This is a genomic window from Labilibaculum manganireducens (assembly GCF_002843385.1).
Lineage (GTDB): Bacteria > Bacteroidota > Bacteroidia > Bacteroidales > Marinifilaceae > Labilibaculum > Labilibaculum manganireducens.
In genome coordinates this window covers 34,110-55,094 of the sequence record NZ_MVDE01000005.1, presented here as the reverse complement: position 1 = coordinate 55,094, position 20,985 = coordinate 34,110, and the positions used below count along the sequence as shown (strand labels likewise).

Below are 20,985 nucleotides of genomic sequence, written 5' to 3'. Positions count from 1 at the left end.
TAATTGTTGAGGTATGATAAACTTATAATTCATAACTCTTAATTCATAATTTATTTCACATGCTGAATAATCTCAAAGATTATCAATTAATATTAGCCTCTCAATCGCCTCGAAGACATCAAATGCTGAAGGAATTGGGTTTGATTTTTGAAATAAGAACAAAAGAAGTAGAGGAGATTTATCCTGAAGGATTACTACCAGATCAAATTCCGGTTTACCTGGCCGAATTAAAAGCAAAAGCATTCGCGCAGGATCTTATCTCCAATGAGTTGGTGATAACTGCAGACACAATTGTTTGTGTTGATGATTGGATTCTTGGAAAACCAAAAGACAGAGATGATGCTGTTAAAATGCTTAATGCATTGTCTGATAGATCGCATCAGGTAATAAGTGGTGTTTGTCTGATGAGTAAAGACAAGAAAATAAGTTTTTCTACAACTACCAATGTTCATTTTAAAGCCTTGTCGGATGAAGAGATTGATTATTACATAGATAATTACAAACCTTTCGATAAAGCGGGAGCATATGGAATTCAGGAATGGATTGGTTTTATTGGGATTGACGGTATTGAAGGATCTTATTTTAACGTAGTAGGTTTGCCTGTTCAACGCCTTTATCAGGAACTGTCAACTTTTTAACAGCACAACTATCACGAATTACGAAATTTAAATTACGAATGAAAAAAGATAATATCGTACAACAAAAAAGTTATCAATTTGCAGTTCGAATAGTGAAAACCTGTAAGTATTTACAACAAGAAAAAAAGGAATATATATTATCCAAACAGTTGTTACGATCCGGAACTTCAATTGGAGCTAACATTGAAGAAGCAATTGGAGGACAAAGTGAGAAAGATTTTTTTGCCAAGCTAACAATATCGTATAAAGAAGCAAGAGAAACACATTATTGGATCAGGTTGCTTGGTGATACGGGTTATCTTACAAAAGAAGAATGTCAAAGTCTTCTAAGTGATACTGATGAATTGCTTAGAATAATTGGAAGCATCCAGAAAACGATAAGGGTACGTAATTCATAATTGAAAATTCGTCATTAATAAACAACAACACAAAATATATTTATAATGATTAAAAAATTAAATCTACTTCTCATGGCAGTTTTACTGTTTATGGGAACTCAGGTAAAAGCAGATGAGGGGATGTGGATTCCAATGCTTTTAGAAAAGTACAATATCGAAGACATGCAAAAAGCAGGATTTAAGCTTTCTGCAGCTGATATTTATGATATTAATAAGGCATGTTTGAAAGATGCAGTAGTGGGTCTGGGACGTGAAGGAAGTCCGTTTCATCATTTTTGTACAGGAGAGTTAATTTCAGATAAAGGTCTGATTGTAACAAATCATCACTGTGGTTACGGAGCCATTCAAGCTCATTCTACTTTAGAGCACGACTATTTAAAAGATGGTTTTTGGGCCATGAGTCAAGAAGAAGAATTAGTTAATGAAGGAATAACAGCTTCATTTTTAATTCGGATGGAAGACGTAACTGCGCAGGTTTTGGATAGTATTACAGATGATACCAAGGAGGAAGTTCGCCAGAAAATGATTGCCAAACATATTAAGAAAATTCAGGAAGCAACAGAAAAGGATTCGGACTACCGTGCGAGTGTTAAAGCCTTTTTTAATGGGAATCAATATTTTCTATCGGTATATGAAATCTATAAAGATGTACGTTTGGTAGGTGCTCCTCCATCAGCAATTGGGAAATTTGGCGGTGATACAGACAATTGGATGTGGCCCCGTCATACAGGAGATTTTTCGATGTTTCGGATTTATGCTGACAAAGACAATAAGCCTGCTTCTTATTCAAAGGAGAATGTTCCAATGAAGCCAAAGCAGTCATTCAAAATTTCTTTGAAAGGTGTAAATGAAGGTGATTTTACGATGGTTTTTGGATATCCGGGAACCACAACAGAATACCTAACATCTCAAGCATTGGATCTGATGACAAAGGTTGATAATCCACATAAAATCAAAATCAGAACAAAGAAATTGGATTTGATGAGAGCAGATATGGATGCTTCACCAATGGTTCGGATTCAGTATTCTGCAAAATATGCAGGTGTTGCAAATTCATGGAAAAGGTGGCAGGGTGAAATCACAGGTCTAAAGCGATTGAATGCAATTTCAAAGAAAAAGGAATTGGAAGCAAAATTTGAAATCTGGGCAAACAGCAGTGACGGTTTGAAGAAAAAATATGCTGGAATTGTTGCAGAAATGGGAGCCCTGTACAAAGAGTTAACTCCAATGAGTCTGGCCCGCGATTATGCCATTGAGGCTGGTATTCGTGGCTCAGAAGCTGTAACTTTTGCTGTTAAATTTAAGAAACTGGCAAGTCTGGCCAAAAAAGATCAGGATCAGCTTGCTGGTCTTGTTGCTGAATTAAAAAAGTCGAGTGAAGAGTTTTTCAAGAATTATAATAATCCAACAGATAAAAAGCTTTTGGCTGCTTTGCTGAAAATGTACAGCGGGAATCTGACCGATGAGTACCTGCCTAAGGAGATCGTAAATATCCGGGAGAAATACAATGGCGATTTCGAAGCATATGCAGAGAAGGCAATGTCTAAATCGGTATTTACTGACGAGAATAAACTGAATAATTTACTGGGGAATTATAAGTTGTCATTTGGTAAGCGTTTGACTAAAGATCCTATTTTTGTTTTAGCAAACAGCATATACTTCTTTTACGAATCGGAGATTTATCCGGTTTACAGCAAAATCATAACAAAAACAACAAAGCTGCAACGTACCTACATGGCAGCTTTAATGGAAATGCAAAAAGACAGAACTTTTTATCCTGATGCTAACTCTACATTCAGAGTTCATTATGGAAAAGTAGCCGGATACAAAGCCAGAAACGCTGTAACTTACGATTATTATACCACATTGGATGGAATTATTGAGAAAGACAATCCTGAGATTTTTGATTATGATGTTCCTCAAAAGCTAAGAGATCTTTATCATGCAAAAGATTTTGGAAATTACGCAAATGCAAAGGGCGAAATGCCGGTTTGTTTTGCAGCAACCAATCATACCACCGGAGGAAATTCAGGCAGTCCGGTTTTAAATGCCAATGGTGAGTTAATCGGTTTAAATTTCGACCGCGCCTGGGAAGGCGTAATGTCTGATTTAATGTACGATCCTGAAATCTGCCGAAACGTATCACTGGATATTCGCTACGTATTATTTCTTGTCGATAAATTTGCCGGGGCAGGCTATTTGTTGGATGAGATGAATATTGTACGGTAATTATTTCCTGAGGAATACAAGAAAATGAATTTCTTTAGTTATTTATAAGAATTTCCTTGTACAATACAAAGGGGTTTCCTAGCATTAGGGAGCCCCTTTCCCTTGTGCTGGGAAAAGGTTGAGCGTAGTGCAAGGGAAACCTTTAGCCTAGTGTAAGGGAAACCTTTAGCCTAGTGCAAGGGAAATCTTGAGCGTAGTACAAGGGAAATCTTGAGCGTAGTACAAGGGAAATCTTGTGCGTAATGCAAGGGAAAAATAATTGCGCCACCGTACTTTAGAAATTGCCTCTTTTTTATTAGTGAGAATTCAAACTTCAGAAATGAAATAATGGATCATATTTGCAATGTATTTTATTAATTGCAAGGCAGGTAGTAGTCTTTCAATGGATTTATAAACAGAATTGGATTCTTTTCTTTTTTGAGAATGCTTTTTAATTGGCTTGGGCCCGAATAGGAAGCAATCCAGCCAGGATTACGATTCGACATAAGAACAATTAAATCTGAATTTAGATTTTTTGAGAATTGAATTGCTTTTCTGTTGATGTTTTTGCTTTGGCATTCTGTTTTAACAATTTTGTATTCGAACTTAAACTGTTCAAACATTTTTTTAGTGAATAAAAGGGTTGCTTTTATGGTACGAAGATATCCTTCTGACTTTTCATTGGGAGCAATCAGATGAATGATTGCATTGTTAAATCTTCCAAAATAACTAGCCCAAATCATTTTCTCTTTACTTTCTCTCTTGTAATCTATTGGAACGATTATATTCTTGTATTCGCAATCAGGATTCGTTTGCTCTGTTACCAGTACAGAGGGAATTTTTGCTTCCAGTATCCATTTGAAAATGGCATTTCGTTTCAGAAAATGAGTTAATGATCCTATAGGGAATTGTGTTACAATAAAAACTGCATCCAATTCTTGAATGCTGAGATTGGGTTCCCGTTTGTTATTTTTTAGTTCTATTATTTTGTAGGGGATTGACTGAAGATTAAATTTTTCAATCTGATAATGACTTATGGAGGGACGAGTTTTCCCCTTTAATGAAGGGAAATTAGCAAAGGCAGCTTCCGCTTTAAAAAGTTTTGCCAAAGTGAAAGCATGTTTTATCGCGGCGTCAGAGCATTCAGGATCTTGAATTAAAACGAGTATGTGTTGTTTCTTAATGCTCATTAATAAAGAAAAAAATAAGTAATGGAGTCCTTGTGTTCAGCACTTGTATGCGAATATAATCAAAAAAAACTTGTCACTTTGATTCTAAACCTATAAGAATTTAGAACAATTGTATTGACATAAAATGTTTGCTGATTTATAATTGTATTGAAGTGTGAAATTGTAATTTATCAGGATCTGTTTTGTCATTATAGAGTTATTTAGATTTAATATGTATTTTATTTTTTTGTATCTATTCCGTTATATATCATTTATTAATCCTGCTCAAATACTTATCTTAGCGCAATCGGAATAGAATAAATGATAAACATAAGTTAGTACTGCGATATGGTGAAAGTGGCTGATCTGGTTGATAAACTTAATGCAAGTGTTATTTGTGGAAAAGATGATCTGAATCAGGATATAAATTTTGGTTTTGCATCAGACTTGATGAGTGATGTACTAACATTAGATACAGATAACCTGTTACTAATTACGGGGTTAAATAATCTTCAGACAATTAGGACATCTGAAATGTCTGACATTTCTTTCATTTTATTTGTGCGGGATAAGAAGGTCTCGCAGGAAATGAAAGACTTGGCTTGTGAGAATAATATTACGCTGATTGAATGCGGTTATTCAATGTTTAAAGCATGTTCTATGTTGTGTGAAATGGGTTTAGAACCAGTATATTAAAAGAGATGGAGTTTGCATTTTTTATTGAGGGGGGAAATTTTTCTAAGGCAGGATCAGCTTCCAGTGAAGTGAAAAAAATATTGAAGCAATTAAATGTTGATTCGAAGATAATTAAACGAACTGTGGTTTCATTGTATGAGGCTGAAGTGAACGTGGTCGCACACGCTTTCGAAGGAGATATGATTGTGGAAATATTTCCGGATAAAATAGCAGTGAGAATCGAAGATAAAGGACCAGGAATTCCTGATATCGAAAAAGCAATGGAAAAAGGATTTTCTACGGCAACTCCTAAAGTCCGTGAAATGGGTTTTGGTGCCGGTATGGGATTACCGAATATAAAAAAGAATTCAGATGAAATGAATATTAGTAGTAAAGTTAATGTTGGAACAAAACTAGAAATCGTTAACTATCTGAAATAAAAAGAAGATGGAGAAGGCTCATTTTTATCATGCTCTTAAAGTGGTTGAGGAAGTTTGCATTGGTTGTACACATTGTATGAATGTGTGTCCAACTTCGGCAATTCGTGTGAAAAATGGAATTGCTGATATTAATAAAAATGCCTGTGTTGATTGTGGCGAGTGTTTAAATTCGTGTCCGGTTAATGCGATTATCGTTGAGCAGGATGACTTTTCTCAAATTTTCCATTATAAACAACGTGTTGCTCTTCTTCCAACCGTTCTTTTAGGGCAATTTCCGGATGATATTTCCGAAAAACAAATCTATTCCGTTATCCTTGAGTTAGGTTTTACTCATGTATATGAGGTGGACGAAACTGCCGATATTCTTACGGAAGTTACTAAAACTTACATGCAGAAGCATCATCAGGAACGTCCGTTTATTTCCAGCTTTTGTCCTGCAATCGTTCGCTTAATTCAGGTTAAGTTCCCTGCCTTGGTTGAACATATTATTCACTTAAAGCCGGTGATTGATATTTCAGCTATATTTTATCGTGAAAAACTAAAAAATGAAGGGTTTAGCGATGATGAAGTCGGGATTTTCTACGTGACTCCATGTGCGGCAAAAATTGCGGCAGTGAAAAGTCCTGTTGGCGAAGATAAATCTTTTATTGATGGTGTTATCAATATGGATTTCATATACAATAAAGTATTGCTAAGTATTAAGCAAAACAAATCGAAAGAGCTAAAATATGAATTGAACAAACACATATCCAGAAGAAGCATTGGCTGGACATTAACCAATGGAGAAGCATCACAATATTCAGGCAGATGCTTGGCTATAGATGAAATTCATAATGTAATTGAGGTTCTTGAGAAGTTAGAGAATGAGGAAATTACGGATGTTGATTTCTTGGAGTTACGTGCTTGCGACCATTCTTGTGCAGGTGGTGTTTTAACTACAGAAAATAGATTTTTAGCCATAGAGAGATTACGGAAAAGAGCAGATTGGTATCATCGAAATAAACCGATAATACTTGAGCCAAAGGAAATTGAAGAGTATAGACCATATTTGTTGAAGAACATTTCCATTAAGAGTATTGAACCCCGCTCCATCTTAAGTTTGGATACTGATATGATGGAGGCGATGAAAAAAATGGAGAAGATCAATCGCATTCTAAAAGTTTTACCAAGTATCGATTGTGGTGCTTGTGGTGCCCCGCGTTGTCAGGCTTTAGCAGAGGATGTGGTACAAGGAAAAGCCAAGATGACACAATGTGTTTTTTTACAGAAGATGCTGACAAAAGAAGGCCTGATTACTCCTCAGGAGTCTTTTGATATCTCAGAAAATACCTGGGGCGTAAAAAGATTTGAAAAGAAAAATATTAACGATCATTAGATGATGAAACGTCCATGTATAAAGCTTTCTACACACAGGGAAATGATTATAATGGTAAGTTCTCCCGAAACAAGTTCGGGACAGGCTATGTGACAAAAAAAAACAATTTAGACACATGAAAGTACAAGACATAGTTGATAAGCTGGGATTAAAAGTGTGCAGTGGATCTGCGGGTTTGAATCGCGAAATTGAAGGAGGATATACTTCTGATCTTTTAAGTGATGTGATGGGAAACGCAGATGAGAATCAGGTTTGGATTACTTTGCAAACTCATAAAAACATCATGGCAATTGCCTCTTTAAAGGAGTTGGCGGCAATAATTCTTGTGAAAGGATATGAACCGGAAGCAGATGCTGCAGAACAAAGCAATGTAGAAGGAATCCCTATTTTATCTTCGGAAGAAGAGGCTTTTGAATTAACTGGGAAATTGTTTGATCTGTTGAAGAAGTAAATGAATTGAAATGAAAGTTTTTCGAGCTGATTTGCATACTCATACTGTTCTGTCTCCTTGCGGAGATTTAGAAATGAGTCCTGTGAATATCGTTCGGATCGCAAAAGAACGTGGTGTTGACATTTTGGGAATAACAGATCACAATTCAACCTTGCATGCTGCATTAATCAGGCAGCTGGCAGAAAAAGAAGGAATTATGGTGATGATGGGAGCAGAGGTTACCACCAAAGAAGAAGTTCATTGTTTGTGCTTTTTTGAAACTGAACACTTGCTTTCTGATTTTCAAATTTACCTTGATCAACATTTGCCTAAGATTCCAAATGATACAAAATACTTTGGATATCAGGTTGTGGTGAATGAAGAGGAAGAGATTGTACAGGAAATAGATAATTTGTTGATATCAGGCTTGAATCAGGGAATCAATGAGGTGGAGCAGAAAGTTCATGAACTTAAAGGTTTGTTTATTCCGGCTCATATCAATAAAGCGCAAAATAGTATTATTAGTCAACTGGGTTTTTTGCCGCCGGATTTAAAAGTGGATGCTTTGGAAATTTCAATGCATATCACGAAAGATGAGTTTTTAAGTAAGAATAAGTATCTAAAAGGCTATACTTTTATCCAAAGTTCTGATGCGCATTATGTCGATAATATAGGTAATGTATGCAGCAGGTTAACGATGAAAGAAGCCAGTTTTTCTGAGATCAGAATGGCTTTAAAAGGAGAGGATGGAAGAACAGTTGAGTTGGAAAAAGGTAATAGGTGAAAGGCAAAAGGCAAAAGGCAAATGGTGAAAGGTAAAAGAGGAAGATTTGATGGATGAGAAATTTTAGATCTTTAGTTGTATGGCAGAAAGGTATGTCGATTGTAACAAAGACATATGATTTAACTGCAATGTTTCCCAATGAGGAAAAATACGGTCTGAAGAGTCAGATGTGTAGAGCTGCAGTTTCGGTTCCTTCAAATATAGCGGAGGGTTGCAGCAGAGGAAGTGATAAAGATTTTGTCAGATTTTTAGAAATAGCATTGGGATCATTATTCGAATTGGAGACACAATTATTATTAGTTCAAGAATTGAACTACTCGAATCAGGAGAGCGTTAAGTTGTTGTTATCTATTATTTAGGAAGAAGAAAAAATGATTAGTGGGTTTATTAATAAACTTAAATCTGAAATTTATAAAGTGAAATGCAAATAATGCTTTTAGCTAATAGCTTTAACCTAAAGCGAATATGAAAGATCTGTCTTTACATATAATGGATATTATTCAAAATTCGGTGAGAGCTGAGGCTTCCAATGTTGAATTGGAGATTCGGGAGGATTTGGAGAAAGATATTTATTCAATATTCATTAAAGATGATGGATGTGGAATGTCGGATGAAGTTCTGAGCAAAGTATTGGATCCTTTTTTCACTACCCGAACCACACGTAAAGTTGGATTGGGTTTATCGCTGTTAAAGCAAAGTGCGGAGCAAACAGGAGGTAAGTTGGAAATTCATTCTAAAGAGGGAGTTGGAACAGAACTTCAGGTTTTGTTTTCTCATAAAAATATTGACAGACCCGTGATCGGGGATATTGCCGGAGTTATAGTGTTGTTGGTGAGTGCAAATCCAAATATGGATTTTATATATAAGCATCATACAATAAAGGGCGAATATATTTTTGACACAAAAGAAGTAAAAGAAATACTGGAAGATGTTTCGGTAACAGATCCAAATATTATGCAGTATTTAAAGGAATTAATAAACGAGAACCTAAACACAATAATATAAATTTTAACCTTTAATAATTTGAGATTATGGCAAAAGTTAAATCCCTTGCAGATCTGAAGAGAATGAAAGAAGAGCTTCAGTCGAAGATGGATCTTAGGGAGAAAAGCAACGATCCGGAAGGCCTTGTGCAGATTAAAGTTGCAATGGCTACATGTGGAATTGCCTCAGGAGCTAAAGAGGTAATGGAATTCCTTATCGAAGAAACAGCAAAAAGAGGAATTCGGACTGTAGTTACCCAAACCGGATGTATGGGATATTGCTATGCAGAACCTACAATTGAGGTTCAGATTCCTGGGAAAGAGCCCATCGTTTTTGGCGATGTAGATATTAAAAAAGCTGACCAAATTGTTGAAAAATACATTAAAAATGGTGAATTGGTCGACGGAATAATACCTGTAAACTACAAAACTCTAGACTAAATCTAAACGAAACAACAATTATGGAAAAGTACAAAATGCATATTCTTATTTGTGGAGGTACCGGCTGCCGGGCTTCTGCCAGTGAGGCTATTCAAAATAATTTGCAAGATGCAATTAAAGCCAAAGGACTTGAAGATGAAGTACAGGTTGTAATGACCGGTTGCTTCGGATTTTGTGAAAAAGGCCCTATTGTTAAAATTCTTCCGGATAATACTTTCTATGTGGAAGTGAAACCTGAAGATGCAGAAGAGCTGATTGAAGAGCATATTATTAAGGGTCGTAAAGTAATGAGATTGCTTTATGTTGATCCTGAGAATAAAGAAACGATTAGTGATTCGAAACACATGGGATTTTATAAAAAGCAAATTCGAATTGCGCTTCGAAATTGTGGATTTATTAATCCTGAAAATGTTGATGAATACATTGCAAGAGATGGTTATGCAGCCTTGGGTAAGTGTTTGGCTGAAATGACTCCGCAGACGGTAATCGATGAGATTAAGGAATCAGGATTACGCGGACGGGGAGGAGGAGGATTCCCAACTGGTTTAAAATGGGAATTTGCAGCAAAAAATGAAGCTGATCAAAAATATGTAGTTTGTAATGCTGACGAGGGAGACCCCGGAGCATTTATGGATCGTTCTATTCTGGAAGGTGATCCGCACTCAGTTCTGGAGGCTATGGCTATTTGTGGATACACCATGGGAGCCGATAAAGGTGTGATTTATATTCGTGCTGAGTATCCTTTGGCGATTACCCGATTAAAAGTTGCGATTAAGCAAGCTCGTGAATACGGTTTGTTAGGCAACGATATTTTAGGTTCCGGATTTAATTTCGATGTTGAAATGCGTTACGGAGCCGGAGCATTTGTTTGTGGTGAAGAAACGGCTTTGATTCATTCGATGGAAGGTCTTCGTGGTGAACCTACCGTTAAACCTCCGTTTCCTGCTGAATCTGGGTACAACGGAAAGCCAACGAACGTAAATAATGTTGAAACCTTTGCAAATATTCCTGTTATCATTAACAAAGGAGCAAGTTGGTTCAATAAAATTGGAAGCGAGAAATCTAAAGGTACTAAAGTATTCGCATTGGCCGGAAAAATCAACAATGTTGGTTTAATTGAAGTGCCAATGGGAACCACTCTTCGTGAAGTAATTTACGAAATTGGCGGAGGTATTAAAGATGGTAAAAAATTCAAGGCTGTTCAGACAGGTGGTCCTTCAGGAGGATGTTTAACAGAAAAGCATTTAGATACTCCTATCGATTTTGATAATTTGATTGCTGCAGGTTCTATGATGGGATCGGGTGGTATGATTGTTATGGATGAGGATGATTGTATGGTGTCGATGGCTAAATTTTATTTGGAATTTACTGTTGAAGAATCTTGTGGTAAATGTACACCATGTCGTGTTGGCAACAAGCGTCTTCACGAATTGTTGGATAAAATCACTCTAGGGAATGGAACTAGAGAAGATCTGGATCTGTTAAGAAATTTGAGTACTGTAATTAAAGATACTTCTCTTTGCGGATTGGGACAAACATCTCCAAATCCGGTTCTTTCAACACTTGAGAATTTTTATGACGAGTATATTTCTCACGTAGAAGATCATAAGTGTGCTGCAGGACAATGTAAGGCTTTAATGCAATATGTAATTGATCCTGAATTGTGTGTAGGTTGTACTCTATGCTCACGTAATTGCCCTGTTGATTGTATCGCAGGTGAACGTAAAGAAGCTCATATCATTGATGCATCGAAATGTATTAAGTGTGGTGCGTGTATGGAGAAGTGTAAGTTTAATGCAATAAGCATACAGTAAGGAGGATCTTGAATATGGAAAAAATGATCAAATTAACCATTGATAAAAAACAAGTAGAAGTACCTCAGGGAACTACTATTTTGGAAGCCGCCAAAGGAATAGGTGTTGATATCCCAACTCTTTGCTATATGCACCTTGGCGATATGGGAATTGAACACAAACCCGGCGGATGTCGAATTTGTGTTGTTGAAGTAGAGGGGCGTCGTAATTTGGCACCATCTTGTAATTCGAAGTGTGAGCAGGGTATGGTAATTCATACTCATAACATGAGAGTGCTAAATGCACGTAAAACTGTAATGGAGCTGATGCTTTCAGATCATCCATTCGATTGTTTGGTGTGTGCAAAATCAGGAAACTGTGATTTGCAGTCAACAGCTCAACAATTAGGTGTTCGCGAATTGCATTATAAAGGTGAGCAATCAACCTATAAAGTTGATTATTCTCCATCGATTATTCGCGATATGGACAAATGCATTATGTGTCGCAGATGTGAAACCATGTGTAACGATGTACAGACGGTTGGAGCTCTTTCTGCTGTAAACAGAGGTTTCCAATCTGTTGTTGCTCCGGCATTCGAAATGGATTTAGAGAAATCAACCTGTACTTACTGCGGACAGTGTGTTGCAGTTTGTCCTACAGGAGCTCTTACCGAGAAAGACCATACCAATCAGCTGATCAGAGATCTTGCAGATCCTAAGAAAACTGTTGTTGTTCAAACGGCTCCAGCTGTGCGTGCTGCTCTTGGTGAAGAATTTGGAATGGAACCGGGAACTTTGGTTACCGGAAAAATGGTTTCTGCTTTGCGTCAGTTAGGTTTTAACAGCGTTTTCGATACCGATTTTGCTGCCGACCTTACCATTATGGAAGAAGGAACCGAATTATTGGATCGCTTAAAAAGACATTTGGATGGTGATAAAGATGTTAAATTACCAATTCTAACTTCTTGTTGTCCGGGATGGGTGAATTTCTTTGAGCACCATTTTCCTGAAATGAAGGATATTCCTTCTACAGCTCGTTCTCCTCAGCAAATGTTTGGTCCTATAGCCAAGAATTATTTGGCAAAGGAAATGGGAATTAAACGTGAAGACATGATTGTTGTTTCCATTATGCCATGTTTAGCTAAGAAATACGAATGTCAGCGTGATGAGTTTAAAGTTGACGGCGATCCTGATGTTAATTATTCGATATCAACCCGTGAGTTGGCGAACTTGATTAAGCAGGCTAATATGGATTTAAAAACTCTTCCTGATGAAGAATTTGATAATCCACTTGGTGAATCAACTGGTGCTGGTGTAATTTTTGGTGCCACGGGTGGTGTTATTGAGGCTGCTGCCCGTACAGCTTATGAAGTTTATACCGGAAAAACATTAGAGAATGTGAATTTTGAGGCATTGCGTGGTATGGAAGGTATTAGAAGTGCTACGGTAGATTTTAATGGACTGGATGTTAATATTGGTATTGCTCATGGTTTGGGGAATGCCCGTAAACTTCTTGAAGATATCCGTGATGGTAAATCGCAATATCATGCAATTGAGATCATGGCTTGTCCTGGAGGTTGTATTGGTGGTGGTGGTCAGCCATTGCACCATGGTGATTCTTCTATCTTGAAAAAACGTGCAGCGGCTCTTTATCGTGAAGATGAAGGAAAAGCTATTCGTAAGTCTCACGAGAATCCATACATTATTAAATTGTATGAAGAATTCCTGGGTAAGCCATGCGGTGAATTATCTCATAAATTATTGCATACTCATTACTTCGATAAGAGTAAAGATGTTGAGATTGAATAGTTTTAAATAGAAATGAGATTATAGATTTGAGTAATGAGAGAAAAGGAAAAACCTGAATCTCAAATCTCAAGTCTCACATCTAAAATCTTTAAAATATTATGGCAAAAATTAAATTAGCAAAATCCAAAGTGGATAAACTTGTGGAGATTTGCAAATCATTTGATAATGAAGGAAGCGAGTTGATTAATGTGCTTCATAAAGCTCAGGAGACCTTTGGGTATCTTCCAGCTGAAGTTCAGGAAATCATTGCCCGCGAATTGAACGTTTCTGTTGCTCATGTGTATGGTGTAGTTACATTCTATTCATTTTTCTCGATGGTACCCAAAGGTGAATTCCCAATTTCTATTTGTATGGGAACAGCTTGTTACGTTAGAGGTGCTGAGAAGGTGTTGGAAGAATTCAAACGTCAGTTGAGTGTGCCTGTTGGAGAAACTACCGAAGATGGCAAGTTCTCAATAAGCTGTTTGCGTTGCGTAGGAGCTTGCGGACTAGCTCCGGTTGTTACTATCGGAGAACGCGTTTACGGACGTGTTTCTGCTGGCGACGTAGCTGATATTATAAAAGAATACCAAAAATAGAACCGGATTATAATTTTAAGCCTCCGATCATTGGTCGGAGGCTTTTTTATTATTAATCCCAAATTAGTTCCTGCTCTTTTAAGTTTTTGAAGAAGGAAGAACGGAAAGTATCACCAATAGGAATTCTTTCCTGGCCAATAACGACTCTGTTTTTATCTATGATGTCGATATGTTCCAATGATACTATATAGGATTTGTGAATTCTTAGAAATCTATCTGCAGGTAAATAAATACTCAGATTTTTCATTGTCTGCAGAGTGATAATTTTCTTGTTAATAGTCTGAATCCATATATAGTCCTTCATTCCTTTAAAGAATAATACCTCATTGAATTTCACTTTCTCTATCAACGAGTTATTCTTGACAAAGAAAAAATCATTCTTCTTAATTTCAGGTTTTGGATGTGCTTTTTTGCCTTGTTTTTGGATGTAAATATTGTTTAAAATCTGAATGAATTTTTCAAATGAAACAGGTTTCATAATGTACTCAAAAGCACTAAGATAATGATCCTTATATTTATATGAGGAACATCTCATACTTATAATAATCTCCGGTTTTTGGATGTCGAATTCACTCCAATTAATTTTTTGCTGTTGAGCAAATTCCAGATCCATAAAAATTAGATCTGTTTTATTCGCGTTGATATAAGCTTTAGCTTGATTTAAATCTGCAAAACAAGCTTTTATGTTTAGATAAGGAATACTTTCTCCATATTTTTTAAGGGATTCAATATGAGGTAAGTCACGGTCAAGAATAATACATTCTATTATCATAGCTGCTAATATAGTAGCTTTTTACGGGAATGGACTGAACTTAACACTATTTAACCATATACGTTAAATAGTGTTAATGTGTAAGGTCATTCAAAATTAAAGGTTGCTCCAGGGAGTCAACTACCATCAAATCCATAAGATCATCAATAGAGATGGATGGCATTTTATTAAGTTGTATTTTTTCGAGAACCTTTTCACCAACAATTCTTGCTGATTTTTCAGAAGGGAAAGTATGTTTTTCTTGAATTGCAGGAATTCTGTATTGGTTGATGATTGCTTTATTATTCTTTAAAATACGATACCCCCAGCCTTCTTCAATTTGATAGGTTTGTATGGTATATGCCGGTTTCGTTTTGCCACTGAAGAGGTAAATAGAAATGAATAAAATTCCAATCAGTAGGAATATTACAAAAAAGTATTTTTTTTTAATCATAAAAGGTATCTAAATAAAAAAGGCTGAATCATAACGAATCAGCCTTTTCGAAGTTATTAATAACTATTAATTATCGTCTTCGTTTTCTTCTACAGTTGGTTGAAATTCCCAAGTGTCATCAAGGTAGCTGGTTCCAGAACTACCTGTTGCGATATATCCTTTTGTTCCTTCAGCGTTAGAAAAAGCAACTGCATTTATTCGTGAATATACTTCAAGTTCTAAATTTTCTTTTTCATCCCATTTGTCAGTTGCAGGATCGTATTCCCAAACATCTCTTTTTAGGCTGCTGCCATAACTACCTGTTGCAATATATGCTTTGTTGTTAATTACAAAGGTTACAGCGCTTGACCTCATAACATCTTCATTGTCGTTATCTTCGTCAAGTTTTTTAATTTGACCTTCATCTGTGGCCCATTCTTCAGCTTCAATATCAAATTTATAAATTTCGTCTTGTTGGGCACTACTATTTTCCTGCCCCAGACAAATGTAAGCATAGCCTCCAATAACAAAAGAACTGGCTTCCTTTAGCTTGTTGCCATGGGTCCCCATCGAAATCCAACTGGTACCATCAAATTTATAATAATCATTTAGGTATTTTTTGTCTGCTTCATCAAGATCTCCGTAACCAGCACCAACAACACCATATGTGTCAGTACTAAAAGCAACAGCACCTTCTCTAACACCACCTATGAAAGTAGGAGCTTGAGACCATGTTTCAGTGGCTGGGTCATATTCCCAAAAATCATCATAACGAGTGTAATCACCATCAAATCCGGTTCCTACATAACCCTTTCCATTAGCAGAAAAAGCAACAGCATTTTGACGCAGGTAAAATGCATCTCCAGGAGATTCAACGCTTGTCCAGGTTTCATTTGTCAAATCAAATTTCTTGAAGCTGTTTAATCTGTCTTCACCATCGTATCCACAACCTACGTATGCATAGTTTCCGATAGTAAATGTAACAGCGTTACTTCGAGGTACACCAGAGAAATCATCTTTCTTAACCCAGTTTCCCATAAGATCATCTCCACTACTACAACTTGCAAATAGAAAGAGGGTAGCAATAATCCCTAATGATAGTACTTTTCTCATTTGTTATTTATTTTTTCAATGTTAATATCTTGAATAGGCATTTAAAAATTCCATTCTAAAATATGAATTTGGAGAGGATTAATTAAAGTAAAATAATCCTTGTTCTAAATTCTACTAGAGGACAAATATAAACAAAAAACAATATTATTAGTTTTGTATGACTAAAAACTGATAAATAATTTAGAAAATTTAACTATTGTTTTCAGGGATCGACTTTGTCGATATTTTAATTACATTTGTCAGGAAAATCAATATAGGACATCTATAAAAGTTCTTTACTATCTTAATTTTGTTTTAATTTGAGGAACTTTTTTAACCAGAATTTTTTAAAAATATGAATAAATTATTTTCCTTAATTATTATTCTTTCGGTTCTTATTATAGGATGTAATTCGGAGGAATTTGAAATACATGAGCTTGGTGGAAATCTAATTGAAAGTTCTACAGTAATTAATATGGTAGATACTTTTACAATACAAAGCTCAACAGTTATTATGGATTCAATTCAGACCTCTTCGTTGGGAAGTGTTTCTGTAGGACGTTATGTTGATGAATACTTAGGAAGCATGAAGGCAACTGCCTATTCAAAAGTTGAATTGGGAACTGTTTTTAGTTTGGATACAACTGACAAGGCTAAGTTAGATTCAATTGTTTTAGTAGCTTACAGTAAGGGCCTTTTTTGGGGTGATACGACCCAAACACAAACGATTAATGTGCATAGAGTGACAAATCATATTGAAATAAATAATGACACATCAGCGTATTACAATATTTATAGTTTAAATATTGATCCGAAAGTTTTGGGAACACGAACATTTAAGGCTCGTCCTAAGCGGAAAATAGAAGTTGGTTCAGCAAATTATCATGATTTTAGAATTCGATTGAATGATGAGATTGGTTATGAGATTCTTGGAGAAGCAATTAAATCGGATGGATTTACTTCGGATGCAACAAAATGGGAAAAAAGGTTTGAGGGTATTGCTTTGGTTCCCGGGGAAGATGATAATGCTTCAGTTTTAAATTTCCAGACGGATAGTATGAATATTCGATTGTATTATCGGGTTGTTGGAAGTAGTACCGGAGGAGGTGTTGAGAGACATCGGGATTTTACGATAAGTAAAACTTTATCTTTTACAAATTACAAGGCAGATAGAGCAAATACGAACCAACTTGGTACAGGCCTAAGTGGTTTGGTTGAGAGTGAGATTGATATACCTTCAGAACAAACAAATAATTTATCCTTTATTCAAGGGGGAACAGGGATATATACCAAGTTGAAAATTCCATATTTAGAATTGTTAGGTCAGCAAGGTGATGCTGTTTCGTTGCTGAATGCAGAATTACTTTTATATCCCTTGGAGGGAACGGATCAAAAAGAGTTGTATCCTTTAAATGGATTGAATTTCGAAGTTTATGAAACTGATAGAAAGAATAGATTAGTTACTGCAATTCTGAATTCAAGAAATAGTCAATTGACATCTATTTACTATGTGAATTATGAAAATCCGGAAGATACTCCCTTGTCTTTTGATCTAACAAATTATGTTGGGAACGTATTAGCTAATGGGATGGAAGATGATGAAGGACTCATGATTAAGTTGACAAGTCAGTTTGATAATGGATTTGTTAATAGAATGGTGATTAATAATGATCCTAATTCACGTTTTAAAATTAAATTAAAAACAACTTATGCAGTGCAAAAATAACAAACTATTTAGTGTCAGTATGAAAAACTTATATTTATCTATATTATTGGTGTTAGTTAGTGGAGTTCATGTTTGTTTTGCTCAAAATAATACCTCATCCCCATATTCTTATTATGGTCTTGGAGAATTGAATCAGGTTGGTTTTGGTCAGGCTTCTGGATTTGGCGGAACCAGTCTGTCATTTAGAAATCGCAGTTATTTATCAGTTGACAACCCAGCGGCACTTACTGCTATTGATAGTTTGAAGTTCATTTTTAATGTTGGTGTTTCCTCAAAAGTATCTAATTTAAATCAAAGTGGAAATTCGGATGTGCTTTATGATAATAATCTAAGCCATGTTTCTTTGGGGTTTAGAATTTCACCTAAGATTGCATCAGCAGTATCATTGGTTCCTTACACTAGCATGGGATATAATATTTCATCACTTGAAAAGGTAAATGGCAGTTCTGATTATTATCAAAGAATACTTTCTGGTTCTGGAGGTTTAAATCAATTTATTATAAGTAACGGTATTGCATTAACCAATAAATTATCCTTAGGAGTAAATGCAATATACTTATTTGGAAATAATTCGGCGAATGAAACAATTACGCTTGGTAGTACTTATAATATTACTGTAGAGAAATTGATATCAAAGGGCGTATATGGTAATATTGGTATGCAGTATCAGGATGCATTTAATAAGGATTGGGAAATTACTATTGGAGCAAAGTTTCAACCAAAAATTCAGGTTGCAGCAAAGAAGAAAGAGAACGTTTCAAACTCTAGTTCTGGAAATGTAATTGACAATGATGTCCTTAATAAAGGTTCTTTTGATGTTCCGATGACTTATGGTTTTGGTCTGGGATTTACAAAAAATAAGCAATTGTGGCTTGGTGCCGATTATTTGCACGAAAAATGGAGTGAAACAAAGATATTTGAAAAATCAAGTGCATTAGCTGATCGAAACCGATATAGTGTAGGAATGAATTATATAGCTAATGATGGTTATGCTACCAAATTTTTGAAGAAACTTACATACAGGTTTGGGGCATTTTATGATACAGGATATATTGTGAATGATATTAATCGTATTAAATCAAAAGGGGTGAGTTTTGGGCTTGGAATTCCGATGGCACAAAATAAAGGGGCAATTAACCTTTCTTTTGAGTTTGGACAAATGGGAACAGCAGATAATAATAACGTAAGAGAAGATTATGGTAGGGTTACGATTGAAATGAGTTTGTTTGAAACTTGGTTCTTAAAGCGTAAGTATCAATAAGAATATTTAGTGTTATTCTATAATGACCCAAGGTATTAACGACCTTGGGTTTTTTTATGAATTGAGAAAAGGAATAGAATAAATCTTAAACTCTAAATTATTATTGAATCAGAATAATAATGTTTAATTTTGATCTGGAAACTAACAAAATACATGAAAATACAGGGTCGTATATACTATCCGTTTTTCGTGACAACACAGCGCAAAACATGAAAATGATCTACAAACCTCAGGAGTATCGGATTAAAGATGAAAGGATGAAACCTTTTATTGATGAATCTGAAATTTGGGAGATTTTGGAAGAAGCCCAGCCAACCGAAGAAAATGTTCGTCGGATTATTCGAAAGTCATTGGATAAAAATCGATTAAGCTTGCAGGAGACTGCGGTTTTATTAAAGGTTGAAGATGAAAAATTAATTGAAGAAATTAAAGCCGGAGCAAGAGAGCTTAAAGAAAAGGTATATGGTGACCGTATCGTTATTTTTGCTCCGTTGTATATTGGGAATAAGTGTGTAAATAATTGTACGTACTGTGGTTTTAGAGCCTCAAACATCAAACAAAAAAGAACAACACTTGCCCACGAGCAAATTAAATCGGAAGTAAAGGCCTTAGAAGATTCTGGTCAAAAAAGACTGATTTTGGTTTATGGTGAACACCCAATGTACGATGCTGATTTTATTGCTGATTCAGTTAAAACAGTTTATGATGTGAAATCGGGTAATGGTGAAATCCGGAGAGTAAACATCAATGCGGCTCCTCTTGATATTGAAGGGTTTAAAATAGTTAAGGAATCAGGGATTGGAACCTATCAGATTTTTCAGGAAACCTACCACAGGGAGGCATATGCTAAATATCACTTAAGTGGTAAAAAGAGAGATTTTGAGTGGCGCTTAACCGGTCTTGACAGAGCACAGGAGGCATTAATTGATGATGTTGGTATTGGTGCATTGTTTGGCTTGTATGATTGGAAATATGAAGTGTTGGGTTTGCTTCGTCATGTGAATCATTTCGAGGCTTGTTATAATGTTGGACCACACACGATCTCTTTCCCACGAATTAAAGCAGCTTCCGATTCTAATATTGATCCGGAATTTGAAGTCAGCGATAAGGATTTTATTAGGCTGGTTGCGATTCTTAGATTGGCAGTTCCTTATACTGGAATGATTCTAACGGCCAGAGAGTCAAAGGAAATCCGGGAAGAGGTAATTAAATTGGGGGTTTCTCAGATTGATGCGGGCACTAATATTCAATTAGGAGGATATTCCGAAGATAATGCTAAAGAGCAAAAATTAGAACAGGAACAATTCGAAATTGGAGATCCCCGTAGTTTATCGGAAGTGATTGATGAGCTTCTGGAGAAAAAGTATTTGCCTTCATTCTGTACGGCCTGTTACCGGAAAGGTAGAACGGGTGAGCATTTTATGGAGTTTTCTGTTCCAGGCTTTATAAAACGGTTTTGTTCTCAAAATGCGATTCTAACTTTAGCTGAGTATTTGGAGGATTACGCCACACCAGAAATGAAAAAGAAGGGATATGATTTAATCGAAGTGAAGATTAATGAATTGAAAGGTTTCCAGAAAACCGAGGATTTACACAAACGCCTGGAGATGGTAAAGCAGGGAGAGCGTGATCTTTACTATTAGCAATGTAAAGTGAATTTTGATTTTTCGAGATGAGAGGTTTTTTGTAACTTGCTACTAGTCCGTCTGATAACTCTAAATTTGCTCTTATGGAAACATCAGCTATTTGGATATTTGGTATACTTATCCGCGACAAGGAAAAAGAAGATGGTTGCGTACAGAAAATTCTTGTTCAATACGCAGATTCTATTAAAACCCGCTTGGGTTTATTCGATGTGGAACATCGAAAGAGTCATCCTCAAGGGTTGCTGTTGATTCAGGTGATTGGATCAGAAAAAGAAATGGAACGATTCGAAAAAGAAATTTATATGATTGAAGGAGTTGAAATTCAGCATATGATGTTTGAGTCGTGACGATTTTAA

22 protein-coding genes are annotated in these 20,985 nt (G+C 35.8%); 18 read left to right on the top strand and 4 right to left on the bottom strand.

What is annotated here, in order from left to right:
* Window positions 1–59: 59 nt before the first annotated feature.
* From BZG01_RS05065 to BZG01_RS05055, 3 genes are all read left to right on the top strand, one after another.
* Window positions 60–638, top strand: a complete 579-nt coding sequence (locus BZG01_RS05065) for a Maf-like protein (protein WP_101308755.1) — start codon at window positions 60–62, stop codon at window positions 636–638.
* A gap of 38 nt (window positions 639–676) precedes the next feature.
* Window positions 677–1,036: a four helix bundle protein gene (locus tag BZG01_RS05060; RefSeq protein WP_101308754.1), complete on the top strand. Its 360-nt coding sequence runs from the start codon at window positions 677–679 to the stop codon at window positions 1,034–1,036.
* Between the two features lie 72 nt (window positions 1,037–1,108).
* Complete coding sequence (locus tag BZG01_RS05055) at window positions 1,109–3,265, top strand: S46 family peptidase (protein WP_245870272.1); 2,157 nt, start codon at window positions 1,109–1,111, stop codon at window positions 3,263–3,265.
* A 353-nt stretch (window positions 3,266–3,618) separates the two neighbouring features.
* Here the strand turns inward: BZG01_RS05055 and BZG01_RS05050 are convergent, their stop codons facing one another.
* Window positions 3,619–4,434, bottom strand: coding sequence for a hypothetical protein (locus BZG01_RS05050; RefSeq protein WP_101308753.1), 816 nt, complete (start codon window positions 4,432–4,434; stop codon window positions 3,619–3,621).
* A gap of 327 nt (window positions 4,435–4,761) precedes the next feature.
* Between BZG01_RS05050 and BZG01_RS05045 the strand changes: the two genes are divergently transcribed.
* The 11 genes from BZG01_RS05045 to BZG01_RS04995 all read left to right on the top strand — a co-directional run bounded on the left by BZG01_RS05045 (window position 4,762) and on the right by BZG01_RS04995 (window position 13,720).
* On the top strand, window positions 4,762–5,109 hold the full coding sequence (locus BZG01_RS05045; protein WP_245870271.1) for a DRTGG domain-containing protein: 348 nt from the start codon (window positions 4,762–4,764) through the stop codon (window positions 5,107–5,109).
* A 5-nt stretch (window positions 5,110–5,114) separates the two neighbouring features.
* Complete coding sequence (locus BZG01_RS05040; RefSeq protein ID WP_101308752.1) at window positions 5,115–5,528, top strand: ATP-binding protein; 414 nt, start codon at window positions 5,115–5,117, stop codon at window positions 5,526–5,528.
* A 7-nt stretch (window positions 5,529–5,535) separates the two neighbouring features.
* The gene (locus tag BZG01_RS05035; protein ID WP_101308751.1) at window positions 5,536–6,903 is read left to right on the top strand and encodes a [Fe-Fe] hydrogenase large subunit C-terminal domain-containing protein; all 1,368 of its coding nucleotides are present in this window, start codon (window positions 5,536–5,538) and stop codon (window positions 6,901–6,903) included.
* A 115-nt stretch (window positions 6,904–7,018) separates the two neighbouring features.
* Window positions 7,019–7,354, top strand: coding sequence for a DRTGG domain-containing protein (locus BZG01_RS05030; RefSeq protein WP_101308750.1), 336 nt, complete (start codon window positions 7,019–7,021; stop codon window positions 7,352–7,354).
* Window positions 7,355–7,364: 10 nt separating this feature from the next.
* A complete protein-coding gene (locus BZG01_RS05025) occupies window positions 7,365–8,117 on the top strand; it encodes a PHP domain-containing protein (RefSeq protein WP_101308749.1) in 753 nt (250 codons plus the stop codon).
* A 53-nt stretch (window positions 8,118–8,170) separates the two neighbouring features.
* Complete coding sequence (locus BZG01_RS05020; protein WP_101308748.1) at window positions 8,171–8,476, top strand: four helix bundle protein; 306 nt, start codon at window positions 8,171–8,173, stop codon at window positions 8,474–8,476.
* 106 nt (window positions 8,477–8,582) lie between these two features.
* Entirely contained in the window at window positions 8,583–9,122 is a 540-nt protein-coding gene (locus BZG01_RS05015) for an ATP-binding protein (RefSeq protein WP_101308747.1), read from the top strand.
* Window positions 9,123–9,148: 26 nt separating this feature from the next.
* Complete coding sequence (locus BZG01_RS05010) at window positions 9,149–9,541, top strand: (2Fe-2S) ferredoxin domain-containing protein (RefSeq protein WP_101308746.1); 393 nt, start codon at window positions 9,149–9,151, stop codon at window positions 9,539–9,541.
* A 20-nt stretch (window positions 9,542–9,561) separates the two neighbouring features.
* Window positions 9,562–11,355: an NADH-quinone oxidoreductase subunit NuoF gene (locus BZG01_RS05005; protein WP_101308745.1), complete on the top strand. Its 1,794-nt coding sequence runs from the start codon at window positions 9,562–9,564 to the stop codon at window positions 11,353–11,355.
* Between the two features lie 23 nt (window positions 11,356–11,378).
* A complete protein-coding gene (locus tag BZG01_RS05000) occupies window positions 11,379–13,142 on the top strand; it encodes an NADH-dependent [FeFe] hydrogenase, group A6 (RefSeq protein ID WP_101308866.1) in 1,764 nt (587 codons plus the stop codon).
* A gap of 98 nt (window positions 13,143–13,240) precedes the next feature.
* Window positions 13,241–13,720, top strand: coding sequence for an NADH-quinone oxidoreductase subunit NuoE family protein (locus BZG01_RS04995; RefSeq protein ID WP_101308744.1), 480 nt, complete (start codon window positions 13,241–13,243; stop codon window positions 13,718–13,720).
* 52 nt (window positions 13,721–13,772) lie between these two features.
* Here BZG01_RS04995 and BZG01_RS04990 read toward each other — a convergent pair whose 3' ends face one another.
* The 3 genes from BZG01_RS04990 to BZG01_RS04980 all read right to left on the bottom strand — a co-directional run bounded on the left by BZG01_RS04990 (window position 13,773) and on the right by BZG01_RS04980 (window position 16,017).
* Complete coding sequence (locus BZG01_RS04990; RefSeq protein ID WP_101308743.1) at window positions 13,773–14,492, bottom strand: LytR/AlgR family response regulator transcription factor; 720 nt, start codon at window positions 14,490–14,492, stop codon at window positions 13,773–13,775.
* A gap of 73 nt (window positions 14,493–14,565) precedes the next feature.
* Window positions 14,566–14,925 carry a DUF4907 domain-containing protein gene (locus BZG01_RS04985; protein ID WP_101308742.1) on the bottom strand — a complete coding sequence of 120 codons (360 nt, stop codon included), beginning with the start codon at window positions 14,923–14,925 and terminating at the stop codon, window positions 14,566–14,568.
* A gap of 66 nt (window positions 14,926–14,991) precedes the next feature.
* Complete coding sequence (locus tag BZG01_RS04980; protein WP_143470838.1) at window positions 14,992–16,017, bottom strand: Kelch repeat-containing protein; 1,026 nt, start codon at window positions 16,015–16,017, stop codon at window positions 14,992–14,994.
* Window positions 16,018–16,351: 334 nt separating this feature from the next.
* Between BZG01_RS04980 and BZG01_RS04975 the strand changes: the two genes are divergently transcribed.
* The 4 genes from BZG01_RS04975 to BZG01_RS04960 all read left to right on the top strand — a co-directional run bounded on the left by BZG01_RS04975 (window position 16,352) and on the right by BZG01_RS04960 (window position 20,976).
* Complete coding sequence (locus BZG01_RS04975; RefSeq protein WP_101308740.1) at window positions 16,352–17,722, top strand: DUF4270 family protein; 1,371 nt, start codon at window positions 16,352–16,354, stop codon at window positions 17,720–17,722.
* A 19-nt stretch (window positions 17,723–17,741) separates the two neighbouring features.
* Window positions 17,742–18,983, top strand: a complete 1,242-nt coding sequence (gene bamG, locus BZG01_RS04970; RefSeq protein ID WP_143470837.1) for a BamG family beta-barrel-assembly machinery protein — start codon at window positions 17,742–17,744, stop codon at window positions 18,981–18,983.
* Between the two features lie 119 nt (window positions 18,984–19,102).
* Window positions 19,103–20,626: a [FeFe] hydrogenase H-cluster radical SAM maturase HydG gene (gene hydG, locus BZG01_RS04965; protein WP_245870269.1), complete on the top strand. Its 1,524-nt coding sequence runs from the start codon at window positions 19,103–19,105 to the stop codon at window positions 20,624–20,626.
* A gap of 86 nt (window positions 20,627–20,712) precedes the next feature.
* A complete protein-coding gene (locus BZG01_RS04960) occupies window positions 20,713–20,976 on the top strand; it encodes a hypothetical protein (RefSeq protein WP_101308738.1) in 264 nt (87 codons plus the stop codon).
* Window positions 20,977–20,985: the final 9 nt, after the last annotated feature.